At 66.9% G+C, this 25,178-nt stretch carries 21 protein-coding genes; 14 read left to right on the top strand and 7 right to left on the bottom strand.

The window, feature by feature from the left end; all coding sequences use genetic code 11:
- Positions 1 to 110: 110 nt before the first annotated feature.
- The 7 genes from ACWDTF_RS14160 to ACWDTF_RS14190 all read left to right on the top strand — a co-directional run bounded on the left by ACWDTF_RS14160 (position 111) and on the right by ACWDTF_RS14190 (position 9,177).
- On the top strand, positions 111 to 1,064 hold the full coding sequence (locus ACWDTF_RS14160; RefSeq protein WP_449754523.1) for an ATP-binding cassette domain-containing protein: 954 nt from the start codon (positions 111 to 113) through the stop codon (positions 1,062 to 1,064).
- Positions 1,065 to 1,087: 23 nt separating this feature from the next.
- Entirely contained in the window at positions 1,088 to 1,909 is an 822-nt protein-coding gene (locus ACWDTF_RS14165; RefSeq protein WP_374247169.1) for an ABC transporter permease, read from the top strand.
- A gap of 10 nt (positions 1,910 to 1,919) precedes the next feature.
- Positions 1,920 to 3,278: a hypothetical protein gene (locus ACWDTF_RS14170; protein WP_449754524.1), complete on the top strand. Its 1,359-nt coding sequence runs from the start codon at positions 1,920 to 1,922 to the stop codon at positions 3,276 to 3,278.
- Entirely contained in the window at positions 3,275 to 4,507 is a 1,233-nt protein-coding gene (locus tag ACWDTF_RS14175; protein ID WP_449754525.1) for a nucleotide disphospho-sugar-binding domain-containing protein, read from the top strand. The genes ACWDTF_RS14170 and ACWDTF_RS14175 overlap by 4 nt, the downstream gene beginning before the upstream one ends.
- Before the next feature lie 445 nt (positions 4,508 to 4,952).
- Positions 4,953 to 6,458, top strand: a complete 1,506-nt coding sequence (locus tag ACWDTF_RS14180) for a condensation domain-containing protein (protein ID WP_355279510.1) — start codon at positions 4,953 to 4,955, stop codon at positions 6,456 to 6,458.
- A complete protein-coding gene (locus ACWDTF_RS14185; protein WP_240859034.1) occupies positions 6,455 to 7,867 on the top strand; it encodes a condensation domain-containing protein in 1,413 nt (470 codons plus the stop codon). The genes ACWDTF_RS14180 and ACWDTF_RS14185 overlap by 4 nt, the downstream gene beginning before the upstream one ends.
- Positions 7,864 to 9,177, top strand: coding sequence for a hypothetical protein (locus ACWDTF_RS14190; protein ID WP_449754526.1), 1,314 nt, complete (start codon positions 7,864 to 7,866; stop codon positions 9,175 to 9,177). Before ACWDTF_RS14185 ends, ACWDTF_RS14190 begins: the two co-directional genes overlap by 4 nt.
- Before the next feature lie 159 nt (positions 9,178 to 9,336).
- Here the strand turns inward: ACWDTF_RS14190 and ACWDTF_RS14195 are convergent, their stop codons facing one another.
- Both ACWDTF_RS14195 and ACWDTF_RS14200 read right to left on the bottom strand, forming a co-directional pair.
- Positions 9,337 to 10,722 carry an IS1380 family transposase gene (locus ACWDTF_RS14195; protein ID WP_240861146.1) on the bottom strand — a complete coding sequence of 462 codons (1,386 nt, stop codon included), beginning with the start codon at positions 10,720 to 10,722 and terminating at the stop codon, positions 9,337 to 9,339.
- A 973-nt stretch (positions 10,723 to 11,695) separates the two neighbouring features.
- Positions 11,696 to 12,910, bottom strand: a complete 1,215-nt coding sequence (locus ACWDTF_RS14200) for a cation:proton antiporter (RefSeq protein ID WP_355278922.1) — start codon at positions 12,908 to 12,910, stop codon at positions 11,696 to 11,698.
- Between the two features lie 134 nt (positions 12,911 to 13,044).
- Between ACWDTF_RS14200 and ACWDTF_RS14205 the strand changes: the two genes are divergently transcribed.
- The 3 genes from ACWDTF_RS14205 to ACWDTF_RS14215 are packed head-to-tail and all read left to right on the top strand — an operon-like array spanning position 13,045 to position 14,637.
- Complete coding sequence (locus ACWDTF_RS14205; RefSeq protein WP_240859027.1) at positions 13,045 to 13,380, top strand: ArsR/SmtB family transcription factor; 336 nt, start codon at positions 13,045 to 13,047, stop codon at positions 13,378 to 13,380.
- A complete protein-coding gene (locus ACWDTF_RS14210; RefSeq protein WP_449754527.1) occupies positions 13,380 to 14,111 on the top strand; it encodes a cation transporter in 732 nt (243 codons plus the stop codon). The genes ACWDTF_RS14205 and ACWDTF_RS14210 overlap by 1 nt, the downstream gene beginning before the upstream one ends.
- A gap of 37 nt (positions 14,112 to 14,148) precedes the next feature.
- Complete coding sequence (locus ACWDTF_RS14215; RefSeq protein ID WP_240859017.1) at positions 14,149 to 14,637, top strand: acyl-CoA thioesterase; 489 nt, start codon at positions 14,149 to 14,151, stop codon at positions 14,635 to 14,637.
- Between the two features lie 6 nt (positions 14,638 to 14,643).
- Here ACWDTF_RS14215 and ACWDTF_RS14220 read toward each other — a convergent pair whose 3' ends face one another.
- Together ACWDTF_RS14220 and ACWDTF_RS14225 are read right to left on the bottom strand one after the other, a co-directional pair.
- Positions 14,644 to 16,179, bottom strand: coding sequence for a phospholipase C (locus ACWDTF_RS14220; RefSeq protein ID WP_449754528.1), 1,536 nt, complete (start codon positions 16,177 to 16,179; stop codon positions 14,644 to 14,646).
- 71 nt (positions 16,180 to 16,250) lie between these two features.
- On the bottom strand, positions 16,251 to 16,694 hold the full coding sequence (locus ACWDTF_RS14225; protein ID WP_240859004.1) for a hypothetical protein: 444 nt from the start codon (positions 16,692 to 16,694) through the stop codon (positions 16,251 to 16,253).
- A 153-nt stretch (positions 16,695 to 16,847) separates the two neighbouring features.
- On the opposite strand from ACWDTF_RS14225, the gene ACWDTF_RS14230 reads away from it, so the two are divergent.
- The 3 genes from ACWDTF_RS14230 to ACWDTF_RS14240 are packed head-to-tail and all read left to right on the top strand — an operon-like array spanning position 16,848 to position 21,609.
- Complete coding sequence (locus ACWDTF_RS14230; protein WP_449754529.1) at positions 16,848 to 18,797, top strand: sphingolipid ceramide N-deacylase; 1,950 nt, start codon at positions 16,848 to 16,850, stop codon at positions 18,795 to 18,797.
- The gene (locus ACWDTF_RS14235) at positions 18,794 to 20,131 is read left to right on the top strand and encodes an MFS transporter (RefSeq protein WP_355278937.1); all 1,338 of its coding nucleotides are present in this window, start codon (positions 18,794 to 18,796) and stop codon (positions 20,129 to 20,131) included. Before ACWDTF_RS14230 ends, ACWDTF_RS14235 begins: the two co-directional genes overlap by 4 nt.
- Complete coding sequence (locus tag ACWDTF_RS14240) at positions 20,128 to 21,609, top strand: pyridoxal phosphate-dependent decarboxylase family protein (RefSeq protein ID WP_449754530.1); 1,482 nt, start codon at positions 20,128 to 20,130, stop codon at positions 21,607 to 21,609. Before ACWDTF_RS14235 ends, ACWDTF_RS14240 begins: the two co-directional genes overlap by 4 nt.
- Positions 21,610 to 21,624: 15 nt before the next feature.
- Here ACWDTF_RS14240 and ACWDTF_RS14245 read toward each other — a convergent pair whose 3' ends face one another.
- Complete coding sequence (locus tag ACWDTF_RS14245) at positions 21,625 to 22,665, bottom strand: PHP domain-containing protein (protein WP_355278943.1); 1,041 nt, start codon at positions 22,663 to 22,665, stop codon at positions 21,625 to 21,627.
- A 2-nt stretch (positions 22,666 to 22,667) separates the two neighbouring features.
- Positions 22,668 to 22,859, bottom strand: coding sequence for a hypothetical protein (locus tag ACWDTF_RS14250; RefSeq protein ID WP_240858996.1), 192 nt, complete (start codon positions 22,857 to 22,859; stop codon positions 22,668 to 22,670).
- Between the two features lie 17 nt (positions 22,860 to 22,876).
- On the opposite strand from ACWDTF_RS14250, the gene ACWDTF_RS14255 reads away from it, so the two are divergent.
- Complete coding sequence (locus ACWDTF_RS14255; protein ID WP_240858994.1) at positions 22,877 to 23,605, top strand: guanylate cyclase; 729 nt, start codon at positions 22,877 to 22,879, stop codon at positions 23,603 to 23,605.
- A 230-nt stretch (positions 23,606 to 23,835) separates the two neighbouring features.
- Here the strand turns inward: ACWDTF_RS14255 and ACWDTF_RS14260 are convergent, their stop codons facing one another.
- Positions 23,836 to 25,065, bottom strand: a complete 1,230-nt coding sequence (locus ACWDTF_RS14260; RefSeq protein WP_449754531.1) for a DUF222 domain-containing protein — start codon at positions 25,063 to 25,065, stop codon at positions 23,836 to 23,838.
- Between the last annotated feature and the right edge of the window lie 113 nt (positions 25,066 to 25,178).

Below are 25,178 nucleotides of genomic sequence, written 5' to 3' on the forward strand. Positions count from 1 at the left end.
GCACTCTTTCGCGCCTCCATGATCGGCAGCACCGCCGACGGTTGAAACCGAAATGAAAGTGCCCTCCGCCATGGTGGTGACGTCAGACGTTCGCGGGGGAAGGAACATCGATGGTCAGATTGCCGGAGACGGCCGTGCATGCGGAGTCGTTGCGGAAGTCGTTCCGCGATGTCGCTGCGGTGGCGGACGTCAGCCTGTCCATACCCACCGGCTCGGTGTGCGGAATGCTCGGCGCCAACGGTGCCGGCAAGACGACGACCGTCCGCATGCTGGCCACCCTCGTCCGGCCCGACGGCGGCCACGCGAAGATCTTCGGCCGCGACGTGGTCACGCAGGCGCCGGCCATCCGGTCGCTGATCTCGCTCACCGGCCAGTACGCGTCGCTGGACGAGGACCTGACCGCGCTGGAGAACCTGGAACTCTTCGCCCGGTTACGCGGAATCCGCGGCCGCGCGGCACGCGCTCGCGCCGCCGACCTCGTCGAACGTTTCGGTCTCACCGCTGCGGCCGACCGGGCGGTATCCGGGTTCTCCGGTGGCATGCGACGCCGCATCGACCTGGCCGCGTCGCTGATCACGCCGCCCGCGTTGCTGTTCCTCGACGAACCGACGACCGGCCTCGATCCGGGTACCCGTGCACAGGTGTGGTCGGCGGTGCGCGCGCTGGTCGACGATGGCACCACGGTGCTGCTGACCACGCAGTACCTCGACGAAGCAGACCAACTCTCCGACTCGTTGGTGGTCATGGATGCCGGGCGCGTCATCGCGGAAGGGCCCGTCGACGTCCTCAAGGATCGTGTCGGCGAACGCTCGCTCGAAGTCACGCTCGCCGAGCCGGCTCGGATGTCCGAGGCAGCCGCGATCATCCATCGGCGAGTCGTCACCGCCGTGGTTCCCAGTCCTGAGTCGGGCCGTCTCACCGCCGCTCTGCCTGATCCCGCGCTCTCCGCGCGTGTCGTCGTCGCCCTCGACGAGGCCGGCATCGCGGTCGCCGAACTCGCCGTCCGCCGCCCAACCCTCGACGAGGTGTTCTTCGCCATGACCGACCAGCAGGTGCCCGCATGATCACCCAGAAGATCGCGCCAGATGTGACAACGATCCCCGATTCCGACGGCGGCCGCGACTGGCCGGTACTCGTCGCCGAGCGAGTGTCGACGGCCCAGGCCGTGCGGGACACGCTCACCCTCGCGCGCCGCGGGCTGCTGCGGATGCGCCACACGCCTCAGCAACTCTTCGACGTGATCATCGTCCCGGTGGTCTTCACGATCATGTTCGCCAACATCTTCGGCGGGGCGATCGCGGGTGACGTGTCGGCCTACCTGCCCGAACTCGTACCCGGAGTCCTTGTGTCGGTGGCGATCACGAGTTCGGTGGTCACCGGAGTACAACTTCGCGAAGACATTGACAGCGGAGTCTTCGACCGGCTGGTGTCGATGCCGATCTCCCGCATGGCACCGTTGGCGGGGTCGCTGACCGCCGACATCCTGCGCTATGTCATCGCGACCACGATGTCGCTGGTGGTCGGGCTGGTGATGGGCTACCGGCCGGGCAGCATCGTCGGCACCGCCGCGGGCATTGTGCTGGTCATCTTCGCCGCTTTCGCGATGAGCTGGATCTTTGCCCTGATGGGTGTGATCATGTCCAAAGCTAGTGCGGTACAGGGTATCTCGATGCTGATTCTGATGCCCCTCACCTTCACGTCCAATGCATTTGTCCCCACCTCGACGATGCCCGGCTGGCTGCAGGCAATCGCCGACGTCAATCCGGTATCGCATCTGGTCTCGTCGTTCCGTTCGCTCGCCAACGACGGAGAGATCACCGCGCATGTCGGCTGGACGCTGCTCGGCGCGACGGCCATCATCGCCGTCGCGGCACCGCTTGCCCTCCGCGCGTATCTCCGGCGGGTCTGACGGGCCCATGATGAGCGACACGAGTCGGACACGGACGGCGGAGCGGCTCACACCCGAGCGCCTCACACCCGACGACGATCTGTTCGTCCGCATGGAGCATGCGCTACGGCTTCCGGTCGTCAACCAGTGCGTCTGGCGCCTCGACGGCAACGTGACCGACGCCGCGATCGCCGCGATCGCCGCGCGTCTGCGCCGTGGACGGTTGAGCAGGCTGGTGCACCGCCGCCGGACGCCTGGTCGTGACCGCTGGGTGCACACACCCGCGGCCGGGCGATTCAGCCTGTCGGACAGGCCGATTGCCGCCGGCGAGGAGGCATCTTGGGCTCGCCGCTGCGTCGACGCACCCCTCGACACCATCCGCGGACCGTCATGGCGATTGACCGCCGCCCGCTCCGCCGACGGTTCCGCTGTGTTCGTGTCGCTCGTCGCGTCCCACGTGGTCGGCGATGGTGGTGCCGTCATGACGGCCGTCACCGAGGCCGTCGCCGACATCGCCTTCGACGCGACCGACACACCGCCGCGCCTCCGTGACAACCTGCGCGACACGGCAACGCTGTTGGGAACCGCCGGCAGGGCGGCGGCCGCCATGGTCACCGACCGTCGACCAACCACCCAGCCCCGCAGAGATTCTCACCCCGAGACACCTGCTGCGACGACAGCGGTCACCGCCGGCGAGAACGCGCCGGTATCCGCACCCACCACGATCCTCACCATCAGATCCGACGCATTCCGTTCTGCCGCATCGGCTTCCGGAGGTACACCCAATTCCCTCTTCGTCGCGATCATGGTCGGCGCACTCGAACGCACCGGTCGGATTCACCCCGGCGAGGCCATCGGGCTCTCGCTGCCGATGTCGACTCGCACCGACAACGACCGAAGGGCAAACGCCACCACGGGGGTCACCGCCGCGATCGTCGTGGACGACGACCGCTACCGCGACCTCGGCGCCATCCGAACGGCATGCAAGAGCGCTTTCCGCACGCTCGTCGACGGACCCAGTCCGGCCGCCCGACTCGGCATCGTCGCCCAGGCGCTCGGCGACCGCGCCGTCCGCCGGCTGGCAGCAAATGTGTCGGCACCGCTGTGCCTCGCGTCGAACCTCGGTGAACTCGATCCGCGGTTCGCGTCGTTGGGCACGGGATCGGTGGGTCCGGTCGCGATGCGGTCGGTGGCCTCCACACCTGACCTCGAGGTGCTGCGGTCGATGGCCGGCGGGATCAGCGGCTGGGCATCGGAGAGCGGCGGTCTCGTCACGCTCTGTGTGACCTCACTCGACCCCGATCGAGTGGCCGACGACCAGGCCCTGAGCAAGGTCGTCGCCGATGAACTCGGCCGATGGTCGCTGACCGGAAGCGCCTGGGGCACATGAGAGTGTCGTTCGCACTGCACGGCAGCCGAGGAGACGTGCAGCCCGCGATCGCGGTCGCCGCCGAGCTCGCCCGGCACGGACACACGGTGCAGTTGGCGGTGGCCCACGACCTGATGCCCATGGCGACTCGCACCGGCCTTCCCACCCGCGAATTGTGTCCCTCGACGGCGGATCTCCTTGCCGGTTCGATCATCAAGAAGCAATTGAGATCGCCGAATCCACGCACCCGCCTGAAGGCGCTCCGTGAGGTCGGGGCGTACGGCGCGCACACATCGCAGCGGGTGATGGGTGACCTCGCCGACGAGAGCGACATCCTGGTCACCGGTTTGCTCGCCCAGGAACGCGCGGCGACCATTGCCGAGAGTCGCGGCATCGCGTTCGTACCACTCCACTACTGTCCGGTGCGGCCCAACTCGACGGTCTCGCCGACGTATCGCCGCCCACCCACCTGCGTGCGGCGTGCACTGTGGAGCACCGTCGACCGCCTCTACTGGCTCACGTCCCGCACCGACGACCGGCGCCTACGCACCGAACTCGGACTTCCGCCCGCACGCGGCCCACTAGGTGGTCGCTTGCGCGCCGACGGACGTCCGGAGATACAGGTCTACGAGGCCGCACTGTTCCCGGGCTTGTCCCGCGAATGGGGCTCCCAGCGGCCGTTCACCGGCTTTCTGCTGCCCGACGAGCGGACCCGCCGCCTCCTCGACGGGAATGATTCGCGAACCGACGGCGTCGTCGCGTGGGCCGAGGACGGCCAACCACCGGTCTACGTCGGTTTCGGCAGCATGCAGGTCGCCGAAGAGCGCGTCAGCGGCATCGTCGATTCCCTTGTCCGTCGCGGGCGGCGGGTGATCGCCCACACCGGACACCCTCTGCCCGAACATGATTCGGTGCTGAGGGTGACCCACGGACTCGACCACGAGCGCCTGTTGCCCCGGTGTCGTGCTGCCGTCCATCACGGCGGCGCGGGCACCACCGCCGCCACCGCGCGGGCCGGTATTCCATCGGCCATCGGCTGGCTCAGCGCCGATCAGCCGCTCTGGGCGGGTGCGCTTGCCCGCGCCGGGTCCGGAACCGGCGCACCGCTGGCGCGCCTCGGCGAGGCACAACTCGACTGCCTGCTCGATCCAGCGACACAACGGGCTGCACATCGGCTCACCGCGCTCCTGACACCTGCTGAGATCGCGACGCAACGAGCCTGCTCGGCGATCGTCGGTGCCACAGAGTGATCGTCGGTGCCACAGAGTGATCAAGGCCACGCCCGTGGCGACTGTGCGTCCCGCCACATCATTTGCATGTGAAACGACCTGCTCGGGGCGAAACATCCAGCACGTCATGGCTTTTCAGCCGACACTGGCTCACAACGCAGGGTATTCAAGGGTGGCGCAGCCCACATGGCGCGGTGACGCCGACAGGCTTACGCTCAGCATCGGACGTCGATGACGTCGCACGGGGGGTCCAGTGGTTGGGGGTGGACACCACCGAAACATATGAGCGGCAACGAATATGTCGTTGCCGGCGCAGACGCGGGGGGTCTGTCGTCTCCAATGATGGAGAGCTCATGAGTCCTGGGGGGGACTTCACACTCCGCGCTCGCACAACAGATTCCCCGACGGCAGACCGGAGATGCTCCGCTCTGTCCCGCATCACCATCAGCGCGACGAGGTATCAGCAGTGGAGTACACAGAGCTTGCCGATTACCCGACACCATCGGGGATCATCACCGAATGGATACCGTCGACCAGGGCGTCCGACTGGACGTCCGACGATCGACCACTTTCGACCAATCATGCCGCCCACCTGCGGCACACACGCGACGACGACGTCTCGTGGATCGGCACGGCGTTCGCGATCGATCAGCCACTCGAACCCCGCGCCTTCGCGGCCACCTTGCGGACCTGGATCGCCCGTCACGAGGTCTTCCGCAGCACGGTCGCGACCGACGCGGCCGAAACCGCACGACGCCACCTCGAGCCGGAAGCCATCGCCATCGATGTGCGACGCTACGGACGGGTGCGCGATTCGCTCGAGGTATACCGCCACCTCGAGGAGTTCCTGGCGACGGGGGTCCGCGCGCACAGCTGGCCCCACATCGTGTTCACCACCGTCGAACACGTCTGCTCCGGTCCGGAGCAGGTTGACGGCGACCGTTTCACCGTGATCTTCGGCGCCGATCACGCCGTCATGGACGCCTACACACAACTGCTGGCAATCGCCGAGATTCGCGAGATCTATCGTGCGCACCTCGTCGGCGAGACTCCGGCGCTGCCGCCATGCGGTTCCTACGTCGACCACAGCGTCGACGAGTACAAGGCCGCCACCGCCCTGGGCACCGATCATCCGGCCGTCCGGGACTGGGAGCTCTTCCTGCGCAGCGCCCCCACGTCTCCGCCGACCGTCGGCGAGGACACCGATCCGACGCCGAACACACCTGCGCTCCCAGGTTTTCCGCTGCCATTGGGGTCCGAGCCGGCGATCGGACACGCCCAGGCCGCACAGTCGAGTGTCTCGCTGTGGATTCTGCCGCGGGAATCGGCCGACGCGTTCAGCGCGGCCTGCAAGGCAGCAGGCGGCTCCGGGTCGACAGGCGTGCTGACGGCGGTCGCAGTCGCTTTGGCGCGCCTGTCCGGAACCCGCGTCACCCGCTACGTGATGCCGATGCACACGCGCACTGCACCCGAATGGTTCACGGCGGCAGGATGGTTCGTCGGCCTGATGCCGGTCGCAGACGATCTCACGTCCGTTGCGCGTTTCAGCGAGGCGCTGGCGGGCACGGCGACGGCCACCCGCGCCCACCGCAGGCTCGTCGGTCATTCCTTCGCCCGCATCGCCGAACTCCTGCAGATCAGTCCACGCGCCCGGTTCGTCGTGTCGTATGTGGACGGACGATCACTGCCCGGCGCGAGCGACTGGACACCCGCCGATCGGGCGCTGCGCAGCCCGGTTCACAGCGACGACGAGGTCTACCTGTGGATCAACCGAACCGCCGACGGGATCAATCTCGCCGCCCGCTTCCCGGGCAACGACACCGCCGCTGCATCGGTACATGCGTTCATCGCCGAATTCTCGTCGGTCCTGCGAGAGGTTGCCGCCGATGGTGACACGGAGATCGTTCTCGATGCGCACGTCGGGAGCCATCAGCAGATCGCGGCGCTGGCCGACAGGGGCGAGAGCCGGTGAGAATCGTCGCGCGTCGCGAGTGGACCCCACGCGGCGGTCACGTCATCGACTGGGTGGCCGACGAGCACACCGTTGCCGCGGCGACCATCGCGGCGGCCGGAGAGCCACATCCGGTCGGACCGTCGTTCCTCCAGCGAGATCACATCACCGCCGTCGCGGCGACACGGGCGAGCGGCCGAACACACCGCGCATACACGTGCGCCGCGGTGACGGTTGCCGGGACGCTCGACGAGCCACGTATGACGCTCGCGCTCAACGGGTTTCTGCGCGATCACCACGGGCTGCGCAGCACATTTCGCACGAGCGGCAACGAGATCACCCGGCACGTCGTGGACGCACAGGACATCGCACTGCGTGCCCACCACCGCGACATCGCCGACCACGAGATCGCCGGCCACGTCGACATGAGGTTGAGCAGCGAGGCCGTGTTCGATTCCTTTCCCGGGGTCATCTTCGGCGCGATCGTCCGCGACGACTCGTTCGACCTGTACTTCGGGATCGACCATGCCTTCGGCGACGGTAGTTCTCAGGTGATCGGGCTCGCCGAGATCCTGGCCCGCTACGGCGGGCGTGATGTACCGGTGGCCGGCAGCCACATCGACTACGTGGCAGCCGAATTCGCCGCGGCCACGCGAGTCGGGTCCAGCTCACCGGAACTCGACGAGTGGGTCGAGGCCCTGCGGCCGACCGGTGGGCGGTTGCCTGCGTTCGCGCTCGATCTCGGACTCGACGACGGAGAACCCCAACCGGTCCGAATCCGCCGCGCACAACTCGCCGACGCCGACGACGCCGAGGCCATCGCGCATGCGGCAAGCGCCGCCGGCACCGGATTCACCGCAGCCGTCTACGCTGCGCTCGCGGTGACCGATCGACACCTCAGCGGTCGGGACAGCTATTGCACCGCAACGGTTCTGAGCACACGCAGCGCCGAGCACACCTCGTCGCAGGGCTGGTACTGCACCTTTGCGCCGGTGGCGTTCGACGTCCGCGGAGCCGAAGTGATCGACGTGCTCGCCGACGCCGCCAACGGATTGGCACGGGCCCGGCGACTCGCCCGAACACCCGCTCACGCGGCACTCGGTCACCTGATAGCGGCCCGACGGCTCGATCCAGCGGTGCTGGCCAGCCCGCAGATGGTCTCCTACCTCGACTTCCGGTGGTTTCCGGGCCAGCGGGAACTCGCCGATGCGGTGCTGTTCACCGGCGAGGGACGAACGCGCAACGCATCGCTCTGGATCAGCCGCGACCACGACGGTTTGTGGATTGCGACACAATGCCCCGATAATCCGATCGCTCGGGAGTCGGTCACCCGGTACTTCGACACTCTCCGCGCTACATTGGCGACCATGGTCACCTCCCCGATGAGCGCGCGTGCCTGCGCGGCACCCGCCCTGGGGATCGGCGCGTGAGGGTCACCGGCGCCGACCTGGTGGACCTGTCGGGCGAGCTCACCGAGATCACCCTCACCTGGACCGATTCTCCGACGTCCGTGGGTTCTCCGGTCAGCTTCAACCAGGCCAATCACTTGGCTGCGCACGCCGCGGCCACGAGTAATCCGGTGTGGATCGCGGGCACCGTCGAACTCGGTGACAGTGCGGGCCCACCGCCGAATCCGCAGCACATCGCCGACGTGGTGCGGCAGGTCGTGGCCGAGCAGGAAGCTCTGCGCCTGCGCTTCAGCTGGACGCCCGAGCCGCGCCAGCACGTACTCGATCCCACTCACCTGCGGACGGGGCTCGTGACTCACGGCCAGGCCGACACCGCCGACATCGTCGCCCTCATCAATTCTCGCTGCCACCCGCAGGTCAGTCCGGGAATCTGCTTCGCTCTCGTCGGCCGCACCCTGCTCTGCGCCTTCGACCACGCGCACGCCGATGCCCTCACCGTCGACATCATCTTGCGTCGGCTACACCTGTTGAGCACCAACACTTCCGCGCAAGCGGCGGCACCACCCGGATTCGTCGGACGATGCGTCGCCGACGCCGCCGACGTCGACCGCTTTCGCACCCCTGATGGGTGTGACGACACCGAGACGATCGAGCGGCTAGCGGGCTGGCGCAACTTCTTCACCGAGACCGGCGGCAGGGTACCCACCTTTCCGCTGCCCCTCGGTGATGTCCCCGCGAACACTCCGCAGCGGACCTTGGTGCGCACCGTGCTCTCCGCAGACGACGCCGGCGCCATCGATGCGGGCCTGTTTGCCACGGTACTGGCGGACCTGGCGTCGGTGATCGACGACCTCGGTGGACCGTCACGTCTGGCCGCTCTGATCCCACTACACACTCGGGGACAACGAGATTCGGGCTGGCACGACACCGCGGGCTGGATGGTCACGAATGCCCCGGTCCTCGTCGATGCGGGCGATCGTGCCGGCGCCAGATCATCGTTGCGCGCAGCGATCGACCTAGCCCGCGTGCCTCTGCCGATCGTCCTGGAACGGTGTGCACCGCAGCTCCCGAGCGGGGACATCTTCATGATCTCCTACCTCGACTACCGCAAGCTCGGTCCGAGACTTCCTGGAGCACAACATATTTCGGCCTGTTCGACGGCCGACGACGTGCAGATCTGGTTCTCCCGATCCGAGGACGGCCTCGACGTCCGTGTTCGGCATCCGGCGACACCCGGCGCCACCGGTGTCGTCGACGCGGTCATCGAGCGGTTGACCGATCGGTTGCGTGCCCGCGCCGTTGACACGAGTACGGCGGTCGCGGCGGGCTGACTATCGCTCCCTGAGCCTGGATCCGTGGATCGGGTTTACGGGGGTCGTGTCTGGCTGATTTCGTGCCGGATTGTGTTGTGGGCGTGTGGTATTCGCTGACTTGTGTCAGCCTTTTCACTGGGATTCCTTGGTAGTGGGTGGGCAGGAGGGGTGGCTGGGTCAGGTGGTGTGTAGGGCGGTCCAGAGGGTGGTGAAGGCGTGTTGCCAGGGCCAGTGTCGGGGTAGGTGCAGGACCGCTGTTCGTGCTGGTCGGGCCAGTCGGGCAGGGACCGCTACGAGGGTGCGGCGCAGGGTAGCGCCCCGCGCGGCGCGCAGGGCGGGGGTGGTGAGCGCGGCCAGGGTGCGCATCAGGTTGTGGCTGATGGCGGTCAGGGCCAGCCAGGCGGCGTTGGCGCCGAACTTGCCAGAGGGCAGATGGGCCAGGGGTCCGTCGATGAGGTCGGCGAACACGGTCTCGATGATGGCGTGGCGGCGGTGGTTGATGTCGGCGGTGACGGTGTCGTCGGTGGTGTTGGTGAAGAACGGGTGATAGCGCCAGGCCGACACCAGGGTGTTGGTGTCGGTGGGGTGGCGGGCTTTGACCCGACGCACGATCAGACGGGCGGTGACCGGGTGGCGGGAGTTCGGTCGCACGGTGTAGGTGGCTTCGGCGACCTCGGCATCGGAGATCAGTTCGCCGGTGTCGGGGTCGGTGACCGCACCGGGGTAATGCACTGGGGTCCAGGCGTGTTCGTCGATCTCGGTGATGGCCCGGTTGATCGCGGTGTTCTTTCGCAGGACCAGTGAGAACCTGGCGTCCAGGCGTTGGCAGGTGCGCATCACTGCTGCGGCCCCATAGGCCGAGTCGCCGCGCACGACGATCTCCCCGCTGGCCCCGCACGCCCGTGCGGTGGTGAGGGTTTCCGCGATCATCCGCGCCGCCCCGGCACCAGAAGCAGCACTCCCGGCGCGTAGCCAAGCGTTGGCGATCACCGGTGGATGCCCGGGCGTGGACAGCGTCGCAACCAACGGGGAGAGGCCTTTGCGTTTGAGTTCACGCCCAGCGATCTTGGTGTGCCCGTAGGAGGCGCTTTGTTTCTGGTAGCCATAGACTGGGCGCAGCAACGAATCGATGTCGATATACGCCCGGGCATCGGCATCGGGCAGCAGATTCGCGCGGGCACACATCGCCGGCAAGGTCCGGGTCAACACAGCGGTGAGTTGACGGGCATGCCCGGCGGTGAACTCGCGCAACGTCTGCCCCACCGTGACCGGGGCGTATACCCGATCGAACACGCGGGCGTGCCCACCAGCACGCACCACCCCCAGATCATCGATACTGTCAGCGCCGCAACAGAATCCGGCGATCACGGTCATCAATTTCGCGTCGAGATTGGCGGCGGCCGAGGCGACGCGGGTGGTTTTGAGTTCGACCCGCTCGGCGAGCACCGTCGTCAACCCGATCGACTCGGCCAACTCCATCACCGGCACCAACCCGGCGTGCGACACCAAATTGTCGTCGTCAAAGACCGCGGCTTCGGCAGAGAACGTGTGTGATACTTTCACTGAAAGTGCCTTCTGAGCTGGGATGTTTTGTGTTTCAACACCACTAATCATCCCAGCTCAGAGGGCATTTCTACGTCACCGACACCCAAAAACCTCCACGGATCCAGGCTGAGGTGCGAGCTTCGAAGGGGCGTGGTGAGACAACGATGTCTTCTCACCAGGGGCTTTCGAGGCTCGCACCTAGCCAGCGGAAGGGTGTTCCCGCGGGGTTCGTCTGCAGTGCGATCGGTTGGGTGATCGAGCGCGCCGGATGTCGAGACCCTCGAGCCAACGTCGAAGCAGAAGGTGTTGCCTATCGAGCACCTTCTGCTACAACCGTGAAGCGGCCCGTCGGTGTGCTCCGGCGGACATTTCCCGCCTCCATGATCGTCGGCAACGCCGACGGTGGGTCGCTGATCCGAAGAGTTGGGTGACCGACGCTCTGACCTGGGCAAACGCCGCAGTGCTCTGTCCCTGAAAATAGGGGAAGATCTTCTTCCCCGGGGTTCACAGTCGTCCCCTAGAAATTCCTAGGGGAGGACTCCAAGAGTAGGGGACGAGTGTTCTTCCCCTAGTTTCTTGGCGGCAAAGAGCGCTTTCTGTGCTCGACGACGATGTTCGGAGTCCGAGGTCTGCGCTCGAGGTGGACCTCGGTGAGGGTTGACCGCGACGGCGGCTTCGCCGACCTCCCACGCGCGTCGTCGGCGAGTCGTGGTTTCAGAAACCGCGTGTCTGGTCAGAAACCCGAGGTGCACCAGCGGTTTCTGGCCACATCAGCGGTTTCTGGCGACCAATGCGGTTTCTGCGATGAGGCCGCACTCTTCCCGCCTCCACGATCGCCGACGACGTCGGCGGGTGGGTCGCCGACTCGGAGAGTGTGGTGGTGAGCAGGCCGCATGGGTGACACCAGGGCGAGTCGTCGGTTGGATTATCCAGCCGAAGGCCGTCAGCGGTGTCATCCGTACCGAGCCGCACTCTCAACCGCGATGAGTGTTCAGTCCGTCCGCGGTGCGCCGTCACCGACCAGTCGGGCAATCAGCGGGAAGACGAGCACGGTGGTGGCGCCGGCCGCGACCATCGCCGACGCCAGTTCGGTGCTCAGCAAGTCTGCGCCCACCGCGACCTGCGTGACCGCAACGATGATCGGCAGTCCGGTTGCCGCATAGAGCGCCAACTGTGCACGCTCGCGTACCGACGGAAGGTTGGCGCCGTGGATGACGAATCGCTCGCTGAACCACACCGGAAGCCCACGCGCCACGGCGATGGCGAGGACGAATCCGGCCCACGTCCCGGGCGCCGACAGCACAGCATGGATGTCGATCGCCATGCCGGAGATGACGAAGAAGATCGGGATGAACACGCCGAACCCGATCACGTCGAGGGACCCCTCCAAAGCGGCTCGTGAGTCACCGAGCAGCCGACGCAGAATCATGCCGGCGGCGAAGGCTCCGAGCACCACGTCGAGGTCGAAGACCGCGGCTACCGTCATCAATCCGACGAGCAGCAACAGGACCACCCGGATCGGAAGCTGAATCGTACCCGAACTCATCACTCGCAGAGATTCACCCAGGAACGGCACCCGTCGAATCACATGCGCCGGAACGTACGCGATCACCAGCGCGGCGACGGCGAACAGAATCAGGACCACCACGGCAGCACCGACATTGCGGCTCGTCAGCAGAAGAGACATCGCCAGAATGGGCCCCAACTCGCCGACCGCCCCGTTGGCCATGACCGCGCGCCCCAGTGGTTTGTCGAGCAGCCCGAGCTGCTTGATGATGGGCAGCAGGGTGCCGAGTGCGGTGGACGTCATGGCGATGCCCACCGCCACGAACGTGGTGAAACCCGCGTCCGGCACGACGAGCGCGACAAAGCCGACCGCGAAGCCGAGACTCACCAACCAGGTCACTCGCGCAACGCGACCAGGACGCCCACCGAGCAACTTCGGGTCCAGTTCGAAACCTGCCAGCAGAAACAGCATGCCCAACCCGAGTTCGTTGAGCACCGTGAGCCCGTCGACCGACGCCCAGCCCAGCAGATTCGGTCCGATCACCATGCCAGCCAGCAACAACAGCACCGCGTCGGGTACGTACCCGCGCGCGGCCCGGGCAATGATCGGCGTGAAGACGGCGACCAGGCTGATCCAGAACAACGATTCGATGGTCGCGGTTTCGGCGGAGGCTTCGGCGAGCACGGCCGTCGTTGTCATTCTCGGAGCTTGTCACACCGGACGGTGCGACGTTCGTCGACGCGACGCACCACGGTCCGCCACCTCAGTTGCCGCGGGCATTCCCGCTTTATTCATCGTTTTCTGAATACAGAAAACGATGTATCGTTATCTCCATGGAGACCCACGCGCTCGTCCACACCGCCGCACTGGCCCGCTTCGGGTACGCACTGTCCGACGAAACCCGGGCCCAGGTGTTGCTCCGTCTTCGTACCGCTCCCGGATATCCCGCCGACCTCGCCGACGCGATCGGGGTCTCACGCCAGACCCTGTCGAATCACCTTGCCTGCCTGCGTGGGTGCGGTCTGGTGGTCGCGATTCCGGAAGGCCGACGAACCCGCTACGAACTCGCCGATCCGCGGATCGGCCAGGCGCTCGGCGACCTGCTCGGCCTCGTACTCGCCGTCGACCCCACCTGCTGTCCCGACGCCGACGAGAAGTGTTGTTGCTGATGGACCTCGAACCCCTGGCCCCGACCGTCGCAACCAAGCCCGACGCGGCGCGAAAGAAGCTTCTGCAACGCCGAATTCAGCTCTTCGTCGCCGCCACCATCACCTACAACGTCCTCGAGGCGACGATCGCACTCACCGAAGGTGCACGCGTGTCCTCGACGGCGCTCATCGGATTCGGCTTGGACTCGGTGATCGAGGTGTCCTCGGCGGCCGCAGTCGCCTGGCAGTTCGCCGGGCGCGACCCAGAGGCACGCGAACGGGTCGCGTTGCGCATCATCGCCTTCTCGTTCTTCGCATTGGCCGCCTACGTCAGCGTCGAATCGCTGCGATCGCTGCTCGGCATCGGCGAGGAAGCGCGACACTCGATCGTCGGGATCGCGCTCGCTTGCGCGAGTTTGGTGATCATGCCGGTGCTGTCGGGGGCGCAACGACGGGCCGGCCGCGAACTCGGATCGCTGACCGCGGTGGCCGATTCGAAGCAGACTCTGCTGTGCACGTATCTGTCGGCTGTGCTGCTGGTCGGGTTGCTGGTCAATTGGTTGTGGGGCTGGTCGTGGGCCGACCCCCTCGCGGCTCTGGTGATCGCCGCGATCGCGATCCGCGAAGGCGTCAACGCGTGGAAGGGAGACGCGTGCTGCGCGCCGACACGTGCGCTCACCGACGATGATGACAACAGTGACGACGATGACGCTGGTTGCTGTGCGCCCGGCGGCTGCGAGTGCTGTGATTGACGTTGCGCACTGATCGCCGACCGAGAGGCACCAACCCATGGACGCTACAGCCGAGGACATCGAAGTCCCGTCCACGGAAGCAGAGCGAGTCACGCTGTCGATGTCGCTACTGATGACGCCCGACATGGCGAACTTCACCGGCAACGTCCACGGCGGCACACTCCTCAAACTTCTCGACCAGGTCGCCTATGCCTGCGCCAGCCGCTACTCCCGCCGCTACGCCGTCACGCTGTCGGTGGATCGGGTGATCTTCCGCGAGCCGATCCGCGTCGGTGAACTGCTCATCTTGTCCGCGTCGATCAACTACACCGGCCGTACCTCGATGGAGGTGGGCATCCGGGTGGAGACCGAGAACATCCACACCGGGGTCCGACGCCACACCAACAGCTGCTACTTCACGATGGTCGCCACCGACGACGACGGCAAACCCCACCCGGTTCCCCAACTGGTGCCCCGCACCGAAGTGCAGCAGCGTCGCTACAGCGAAGCCGAGAAGCGCAGGGCCGCATTGCGATCCGCCCAATAGACCAGATCAACCGCTCGGCGACCGGCGCTTCCCTGGTTGCTGTCGCGGCATCCGGTTGGGCGGAACCGGATACGGGGTACCCCGACCGAGCGTGCCGGTGGCCACATTCGGCCCGCATACCAGTAGCGAGTTCTTCGCCGCGGGAACCGGGTCCCCGAATCTCGGCCGCGCGGCGTTGGGCCGCCGAGCGAAGTCGAAGGTCGACGACATGTCCCCCACCACACTTCGGCGCCAGGGCGTCAGATTCGGGACGTCCACCCCGAACCGCTTCTCGATCAATCGCAGCTGGGAGGTGTGGTCGAAGGTCTCCGACGCCACCAGCCCACCACGGCTGTAGGGCGAGATGACAAAGCACGGTACGCGATAGCCCAGGCCGATCGGACCACGAATCCCCTTGGACGCCTGGACCTTGTGGATGTCCGGCACACTCACGTACTCACCCGGCGTACCGGGCGGCGGGGTCGGCGGGGTCACGTGATCGAAGAAGCCACCGTTCTCGTCGTAGCTGATGATCACTGCCGTCTTCTCCCACACCGCGGGGTTCGACGTGAGGATGTCCAGCAGTTGGACGATGCCGACCGCCCCCAAGGCGGCCGGCAGTGCGGGATGTTCGCAGGTGATGGCCGACGGGATGACCCACGACACCTTCGGCAGCCGGTTGGCCTTCACGTCCGCGGCGAAACCCTGCGGGTAGATCGGGTCGATGCCGCGGCGCGCCAGTTCCGAGCGAGGATCGCGGGCCTGGGTGAAGCACCCCATCATGCCGTCGAGCAACACCGACGACACGGGCCCGATGTCGCGGTTGTTGTAGATCTTCCAGCTGACCCCGGCGTCTCGCAGGTTCTCCGGCATGGTTCGCCACGAGTACACGAATTTCGGTATGAGCGTGGGTGTCTCGAGCAGCGGGCCTCCGTGCGAGCCATCTGGGTCGATGCTCGCGCTCATCCAGTACAGCCGGTTCGGGTCGGTGGGCCCGAACACCGAGCAATGGTAGTTGTCGCACAACGTGAACGCCTCGGCCAGCGTCCGATGCACAGGAATGTCGGCGCGCTCGTAGTAACCCATGAGTGCGGGCGCATTCGCCGGGCCAACGGACTTGATCGACATCGGCAACCAGCCGTCGTTGCGTCCGTTGTTCCACGCGGCGTGCAAACCGGCCCACGAGTGATCGGGATCGTTGATGCATTCGCCGTCGAGATTGGCGTCGTAGCGGGTGTCGAGGCGGAACGGCAGCGTGTAACCACGTCGGGTCGGGCCGACGCCGGGAGCCCAGCCGTGCTGCTTCCATGCCGGCGACGCCTCGCCGAACCCGCGCACCCCGGAGTAGGTTCCGAAGTAGTGATCGAACGACCGGTTCTCCTGCATGAACAGGACGATGTGTTCGATATCGGACAACGAACCGGTGCCCGCCGGGTCTGCCGACGCATAGGCCTTGTCGATGATCGGCGCAGCCCACGACGTCAGCAGCGCACCGCCACCGACCGCCGAGACCCGCGTGAGAAAGTCACGACGCGACAACCCGCCGAACGGTGCATCCGACACTCGAGACCTCCCGACCGATGACTGAGGGCGGGAGTCATCCTACGGCCGTTCGGCCTCCGCCATGGGCGAAGTCAGGCGACGCCGTCGTCTGACTTGTTCTGCTCGGGAGAATCGCTCTGGGTCTCGGATGTGACCTGGACATCGAGCGCACTGACGGCGATGCCGTAGGGCAGGAATCGGACGCGCCGACTCGGGTCGGTGTTGGCCTGGTTGGCCCGCAGGGCGTCGAGTTCGGTGGAGAAGACCTGCTCGACCCGGGCGCCGCCGTCGGCGTCGACCACAAATACCGCCCACACGCCGGAACCGGCGTCGGCGGTCGTCTCGGGCTCGGCGCGGCGCCGGGTGCGGGTGCCACCCTGATCGAAGAACGCCGACCACGCACTCGGGCTCGACTGTCCCTCGAACAGCTTGCCGAAGACGTCACGCAAACCTTCCGAGGCCTCCCGCGCGAAGCGGTCGAAGTCCTCCGGGCCGAAGTTGAAAGACCCACCGGAGGGGCCGTTGCTGTCCGCCATGTGTGTTCCTGCCTGTCGTGCTCGGGAGCTGCTGACACCAGTGTCCTCAGGATGTGCGATGCGCGCCACCTGCGACGAGATCGACCCGCGGGACTCTCGCCCAGCGTGGGCAAAACCCGGCGCCAACCGGGAAGTTCTGGCAACCTACGCCCAATGCAGGTGGGGGTTCGGGGATCGGCCGGTTCGATGGTGCTCGTCGCGCCGCTGATCCTCGTGTCGGCTCTCGTCACTTTCCTGTCCGGGGTGACGCTGCCGCCTGCCTCCGCTGCCCCCGGCACCGCGTCGCAGGTCGACGCACTCGCCGGCCGATGTGTGACGCTGACCCTGTCCGACGGCACGCGTCTCGGTGCGATGGCGAGCCCGTTCACCGTCCGTGCGGCTGCGCTCGGCCAGTTCCTGTTCTACGGACGCGACGGGCGCGTTCTCACCGCCGACGGCACGCATTCGGCAACACTGCAAGCCACACCCACAACTCGTGCGATCTGGTCGGTGACATCGTCGACGTCCGGGTTCGCGGTGCGTTCGGTCACGTCAACCACCTCCTTTCCGTCTGTTCGGGTCCGCGCGGCCACCGGGTGCCGCCCATTCCCTGACGCCGAGCTCGGTGTCGACGGTGCACCCTTCACCGGCGCCGGCCGCGACGGGAACCTGCGTGGGTTTGTGGACTCGCATGCGCACCTGATGGCCGAACAGTTCCTCGGTGGTGAACTGCACTGCGGCGCTCCATACAACCCGCTCGGGGTGACCGTCGCCCTGCGCGACTGCCCCGACCACGGTCCGGGTGGAGTGCTCGCCGTCTCCGAGCACGTGCTGTCCCGGCCGGGCCCGCACGACGTGGTCGGCTGGCCGACATTCCGCGACTGGCCGCGCTGGGATTCCCTGACCCACGAGCAGACCTACTACCGCTGGATCGAGCGGGCCTGGCGGTCGGGGCTGCGCATGATTCAGAACTACTACGTCCAGAACCGGGTGCTGTGCGAGAACTATCCGCTACGCGACCAACCCTGCGACGAGATGGCCTCGATCCGCATCCAGCACCGCATGCTCCTCGGGTTGCAGGACTATATCGACGCGCAGGCCGGTGGACGGGGACGTGGCTTCCTGCGCATCGTCTCGACCGCCGCCGATGCCCGCCGGGTCATCGCGGCGGGCAAGCTGGCGGTGACGCTGGGCATCGAGGTGTCCGAACCGTTCGGCTGCCGCTCGATCGCCGGCCGGCCGCAGTGTGACCGCGCCGCCATCGATCGTGGTCTCGACGAACTCCGCGGCATGGGTATTCGACAGGTGATCCTGACCCACAAGTTCGACAACGCACTCGGCGGAACACGATTCGACCAGGGCGCGACCGGCGTCGCGGTGAACGCCGGACAGGAACTGGCAACCGGTCACCCCTGGACCGTCGAACGGTGCCGGACGCATCAGCACGACAATCCGGTGGTCGGGTACCCGAGCGACGTGTGCAACGTGCACGGTCTGACGATGCTGGGTGAGTACACGGTCCGCGCAATTGTGGCCCGCCGCATGGTGATCGACGTCGACCACCTCAGCGTCAAGTCCGCGACGCGAGTGCTCGACATCGTGGGCAGCAGGCACTACCCCGGGGTCGTGTCGTCACACACCTGGACCGACAAGACCAACTACCGACGCATCCTCACCGACGGCGGCATCGTCGGCCTGTTCGCCACACCGGCGCAGGCAGATCCCGGCGAAGTGGGCAGACACGGCGACATGCCGCCGGACTTCATCTCGGCGTGGCGAACACTCCGGGCCCAGCGCGATCCGCGGTTCTTCTTCGGCGTCGGCTTCGGCCCCGACATGGGCGGGTTGGGCAAACAGGCGCACCCCCGCCCGTCGGCGAAATACAACCCCGTCCGCTACCCGTTCACCGCTGCCGACGGCACCACCCGGATCCATCGGCAGGTGTCCGGAGTTCGCGTGTTCGACGTCAATCGCGACGGAACCGCACACTACGGACTCCTGCCTGATTGGATCGAAAGCCTACGGGTCCAGGCCGGGCCGGACGGTCGGATGTTGGTGGCGGATCTGTTCCGGGCCGCCGAAGCCTACGTACGGATGTGGGAGCGTGTGGAGAGCTATCGATGACCGTGACGACTGATCGTCGCCTGACCCGGTCGGTGGTCGCGTCGTACGCGGCCGGCAGCGTCGGCACCGGCGGCTTCGGTGTTCTGCCGGGTCTGGTCCTCGCCTATTACCTCACCGACACCCTGGCGGTTCCCGCCGTGCTTGCGTCGGTGGTGGTGCTGATCCCCAAGATCATCGACGTCGTCATCAACCCGATCATCGGTTCGCGCAGCGACCGCGCCCTGGCCCGGACCGGTGGTCGTGCCACCGGGATGGTGGTCGGCGCCCTCGCAATCGCGCCGCTGTTCGTCCTCACGTTCTCGACGCCGACCGGTTGGCCGGTGGCCGCCGCCGCGACGTGGGTTCTCTTCTTCTTCGCCTGTAGCGCAGTGGCCTACAGCCTCTTTCAGGTTCCATACGTCGCGCTGCCCACCGAACTCACCGCCGACTACCACGAGCGCACGCGCCTTGTCGCCACGCGCATCGTGGTGCTCGCCATCACCATCCTGGTGGTCGGTGCCGGCGGCCCGGCGATTCGCGACGTCGTCGGCGGTTCCGCCGGATACGTGGCGATGGCGGTGGCCGCTGCGGTCGTCATCACCGGCGGCATGCTCATCGCCTCATTCGGCGCCGCCCGCCGAGCAGATGCTCCACCGCCGACGTCGGACCCGGAATCCGTGAGCGGCTATCGCGACGCCATCGCCGCCCTGAACCTGACCCCACGGTTTCGGAATCTGCTCGCGGTCTACGTGGTTCAGGCCTTGGCCAGCGCAGTGATGCTGGCAGGCGCCCAGTACGTGGCGACCTACACCTTCGACGACTCGGGAATGCTCACACTGTTCTTCGTCGCACTCGTCGCACCGGCGATCGTGGTGATGCCGCTGTGGTATCGGTTCGGTCGCCACCGCGGCAAGGAAACCGGGCTGGCGGCGGCCTCGGCACTGTTCGTCCTCGGCGCGGCGGGAGCGGTGGTCGCTGTGTGGAGCCCCGGGTGGTGGGTGTTTGTCGCCGTCGGCGTCGCTGGTGTCGGGTATGCAGGCATGCAGACGTTTCCGCTGGCGATGCTCCCCGACGTGATCGACGAACACACCGAACGCGTCGGCACCGATCGTGGCGGCGCGCTCTCGGGTCTCTGGACGGCCTGTGAAACAGTCGGTCTCGCGCTGGGACCGGCCGTGTATCTGATCATCCTGGGGCTGACCGGCTTTGCGTCGTCATCCGGTGACGAGACACCCGATCAGCCCGACACCGCACTCGTCGGGGTAGTAGTCGGATTCACCGTGGTGCCGGCCATCCTGGTCGCCTCGACATTCCTGCTGATGCGCGGGCTGAGAACCGATCGGGAACAGGCATGACGCGCGACGAGCAACCTGGTCTGCCCGCCGAGGAGATCCTCCGGAGGCTCGATGCCCTGCGTGCGGCCGACGCCCCGACCCACGGCGGTCGAGTTCTCTCCTACGTGTACGACTCGGGCCGCGCGGAGCTCGACGCTCTGGCGGCCGCGGCCATCGCGCGAGTGCAGCCGGTCAACGGTCTCGATCCCACCGTCTTCACCTCGGTCGCAGCGATGGAGCGGGACCTGATCTCGTTCGGACGCACGGTGTTCCACGCCCCGGATGCGGTGGGCACGCTCACGTCGGGCGGTACCGAGAGCTGCATTCTCGCGGTCAAGGCGGCCCGCGATCATGCGGGTGTAGCGCCCGGCGCCGGGTCGATGGTGGTCCCCACCACCGCACATGCGGCCTTCCTCAAGGCAGCCAAACTACTCGGGGTTCGGGCCATCCGCCTCAGCGTCGACCCCGAAACCACCACACCGACACCGGAATCCGTGGCCGCAGCGGTGTGCGAGGACACCTTTCTCCTCGTGGCGTCGGCCCCGAACTATCCGACGGGCGCCCTCGACCCGACCGCCGCTTTCGGTCGAGTCGCGCTCGATCGCGGTATCGCACTGCATGTCGATGCCTGCCTGGGCGGCTTCGCACTGCCGTGGTGGGGTTCGGACACCGAGCCCTGGGACTTCCGAGTACCCGGTGTGACGAGCCTGTCGGCCGACCTCCACAAATACGGCTACACCCCGAAAGGTGCGTCGCTTCTTCTCCATTCGGATCGAGACCGCCACCGGGCGCAGTACTTCGCGACGACCGACTGGCCGGGCTACCCGGTGGTGAATCCGACTCTGCTCGGCTCCCGCTCGGCGTCCGGTGTGGCGTCGTCGTGGGCCATCACCGGCCACCTCGGTGTCAATGGGTTCGCGTCGCTTGTGGCCACCACCCGTCTGGTCGCCGACCGGCTTCGGACGGTGATCGACGAGATCGACGGCCTGCGCGTGGTCGCGTCGCCCGTGGGGCCGGTGTTCGCGGTCGCGGCCGATCCCGATTCTGAACACCCCGTGGACCCCCATCGATGGGCGACCGCAGTCGACCGGCGCGGCTTCACCTTGCAGATGCAGCCGGGCTTCACCCAGCCCGACGGCTCGTCGCTTCCGCCCACCACGCACCTCACGATCACACCCGTGACCGCAACTGTCGCAGACGAACTCGTTCTCGCATGCCGCAACGCCGCCGACGACGTTCGCGGACTGCCCGCCGCCAGTCCCCCACCCGCACTGGCCGATCTCGCGCACGCTTTCGACAGCGGCGCGGTGAGCGTCGACGATGTCGTCGGGCTGCCCAGCGCCGCCGTGCAGCAGGCGCTGATCGGGGCCGGCATCGATCCGCACGATCCCGACGGCGAATTGGACATGGCCGCCATCATCGCGGCGGTTCAGGCGCTCCCACGGCCGGTGACCGCGACGATGCTCACCGAGTTCCTGGCCGAGTTCACCAACCCGTGAGGCCGGGGACTGCAACTAACTCGACGCTGCCCACTCGATGACGGCGTCGGCTGTCCAGGTCGTCACGATCCGGTTGGCCGCGATTCCGAACTGTTCGGCCCGTTGTGCGCCGAACGCCTTGAACTCGAGTTGACCGGGCGCGTGCGCATCGGAGTCGATGGCGAACAGGCACCCGATGTCACGGGCCAGTTCGATCAGCTCGTCGGGCGGGTCGACCCGCTCCGGACGCGAGTTGATCTCCACCGCGGTCCCGTGCTCGGCGCAGGCCTCGAACACCTGCCGGGCGTCGAACTCCGACGGCGCACGCCGACCGCGGCCGCCGAGTACGCGTCGCCCAGTGCAATGACCCAAGACGTTGACTCGCGGATTGCTGACGGCCGCCGTCATCCGCGCGGTCATCGGCGCTGCGTCCATCTTGAGTTTGGAGTGCACCGACGCGGTGACGATGTCGAGCCGAGCCAGCAGTTCCTCCGACTGGTCGAGGGAACCGTCGTCAAGGATGTCGACTTCGATTCCGCTGAGGATGCGCAGGCCGTCCGATCGTGTGGTGTTGATCGTGTCGATGTCGGCGATCTGTTGCTCGAGCCGCTCGGCGCTGAGCCCGTTGGCGACGGTCAACCGCGGTGAGTGGTCCGTGATCGCCAACCAGTCCTGGCCGAATGCCTGTGCCGCATCAGCCATTTCGGACAGGGGTGCCCCACCGTCGCTCCAGTTCGTATGCGCATGTAGATCACCGCGGAGTGCGTCGAAGAGCGCGGCGGCGTCGTCGGTGAGTTCGGTGTGGGCCGACTGCAGGGAAGCGAGATAGTCGGGAACCGCACCGTTGACCGCCTGCGTGATGACGGCTGCGGTGGTGTTTCCGATGCCCCGCACATTCGTCAGTCCGCCAGTGCGGGCGGCGTGAGACAGTCCGTCGATCCCGGCCGCCGCCACCGCGGCTCGGCGAAACGCCTCGACGCGGTAGGTGCTCTCCCGCGTACGTTCGAGAAGCCACGCAATCCGGGTCAAGGCGACCACCGGATCGACCGGGGCGACGAGCGGGTCGAGCGAGTGCATCGTCAGTTGTCGGCGTTGCCGGAGGTCGCATCGTCCCCGTCGTTGTTGGCCGACTCGTACCGCTGCCGCAGGCGGTCCCGCACGTCGTCGGCGGAGTACGAGTTGCGTTGCCGCTGATCGCGCGCCACCAACACACCTCCGGTCGTGACGCCGACCGCGCCGGCCAGACCGAGCCATTTCCACACGTTGCGCATATGCCCGAGGATAGTCCGTGGATTACCCTGCATCCGTGCACCCACGCAGCGCAGACGCAGGCATCTCGCTCGACGAGGCCCTCGACGCCACCCGCACCGGCGACATCTGGCTCTTCCGCGGTCATTCGGGACCCGACCGAGCGATCCGCACGCTCACCAACTCGCCGGTGAACCATGTCGCGATGACCGTCGGCCTCGACGACCTACCACCGCTGCTGTGGCACGCCGAACTCGGCGACAAACTCACCGACGTGTGGACCGGCTCCAACCATCGTGGCGTCCAACTCCACGACGCCCGGGAAGCGGTGGAACAGTGGATGATCCGGTACGAGCAGAGCTGCTGGATTCGACAACTCACCCCGGACGTGACAGCCGAGCAAGAGGACATCCTGTTGCGGGTCATCGCCCGACTCGACGGCACACCCTTCCCCACCACCGCGCGCCTTGCCGGCCGCTGGCTCCGGGGCCGCATCCCCACGAGCGTCGACATGGTTCGCGGCATCCCCTACCTCGACCGCAAGGCTCGCGAACGGCGTGCACGGCGACACGACGAGGAGCACAAGGAGACCGTGGGACTGGAAGCCGCCTATTGCGCAGAGGTCGTCGCGATCACCTACTCCGACATGGGTCTCGTCGACGCGTCGAAGGATTCGAACTGGTTCGACCCCGGCCGGTTCTGGAGTGGCGACCGGCTTCCGCTGACCACACCCTTCCATCTCGGCGACGAAGTGGCTGTGCACCTCTGACCTGTTCGATACCGGGATTCGTTGTCGCGCAGTCGAAGCCATCGCTATCCCGGCGTGTTGGTCCGCTGGTGCGGCCATGCTGGGTTCAGAGATAGGTGGCTTCGACTGCGCGGCAACGGTTTCCCGTGGCGTCGCGCTTCACACTATGAAGTTCTCAAGGTACGGGTGCGGTCCCGACCGGGGTCGGGTGCGAAAGGTGCTACGCGGTTGGCTGGTTCAGGTTGGTGGGTTCAGGCGGCGTTGTCCAGGCGCATGGTGCGTCGGTTGTAGGTCGGTAGTGGTCTCCTTTCGGGATCGACGGAGGCCGGCGGGACCAGCCAGGGGTGGCGGTCAGCCCCGAGGACGACGTCCCACCCGTTGTGGTGCACATCGGTGTGGCAGGACGGGCAGAGCAGACACCCGTTGTCCAGGACGGTCTTCCCGCCGTCGGCGTGATGCTTGATGTGGTGCGCGTGCGCCCAGGACGCCGGGGCGCCGCACTTGATGCAACACCCACCGTCACGCACGATCAACGCTCGACGCAGGTGCGGCGGGAACAACCGCACATTGTCGGTCATCGCGACCGGCACCCCGTCCTTATCGACGGTGATCCCGGTGACCGTCGCATCACACGTTAACAACCGGACGGTGTCCAAGGTGACGGGTCCGGTGAACGCCATCGACGCCAGATCCGGGCTGTCGGCCGGCAACGTGAGCAGCACTTGATGTTTCGGCATCCCCACCAAACCGTCCCCGTGGGCGGCGGCGTCGAGGATGCGTTCCAGAGCTTCGGAGCGGCGACGCCCGGGCGAGCGGGCGTCGGGGGAGCCGTCGGGTTCGGGACGGGGTCCCGACAGGGCGTCGATCATGGTGTGCAGTTTCTCCCCGATCACCGCGTCCACATCCCCACGCACCACGACCCGGCCGTCACCATCGGTGGCCACATCGAAGGTGTTGATGTCGCGGTCATCGCGAGCGGGTACCGCGGCGGGAGCATCGTCGGCGACCTGGTTGCCCAGGGCGCGGGCACGGCGGTCGATGTCGGCGGGAGTGGCGCCGGAGAAGGCTTGGGCCAGAAGATCGGTCACACAGGTTTGACGCTGCGACTCCGACAGCGGTTCCCTCGCCCGCACACCGATATGGGACAGTCCGCGGGCGATCGCATCCGCGTGCTCGCCGGAGACAGACCCGTCAGCGGTGTGACCAGCCAACCGCGGCGTACCGGCCAAAGCAACACCGATACGCAGCAACCGAGTGGCGACCGCGGGCGCGGCGCCCATGACGATCAGCAGTTCGCGGGTGGTGCGGCCCTGCTCCTTCGCGAGCCCCAACCGCTCCACGGCCCCAGCAAGGACTGCGGCGTGGTGGTCGACCATGTTCCGTAGCCGCAGCAGCGCCGACAGGGCTTCGTGCACCTCGCGGGCAGTGTCCGGAGGAGCGAACGCGGCGAGCTGGTCGCAAAGGTGTTCGATGTGGGGCATGCGTCCAGAATACTCGAACATGTATGCGAGTCAAGAACTGTTTTTGCAGGTCAGAGACTCGCATACTACTGTTACTGGTGGTGCGAAGAGGGCCCGGAAAGATGCGCAGGAGT

The sequence above is a fragment of the Gordonia sp. NPDC003422 genome, from assembly GCF_053588675.1.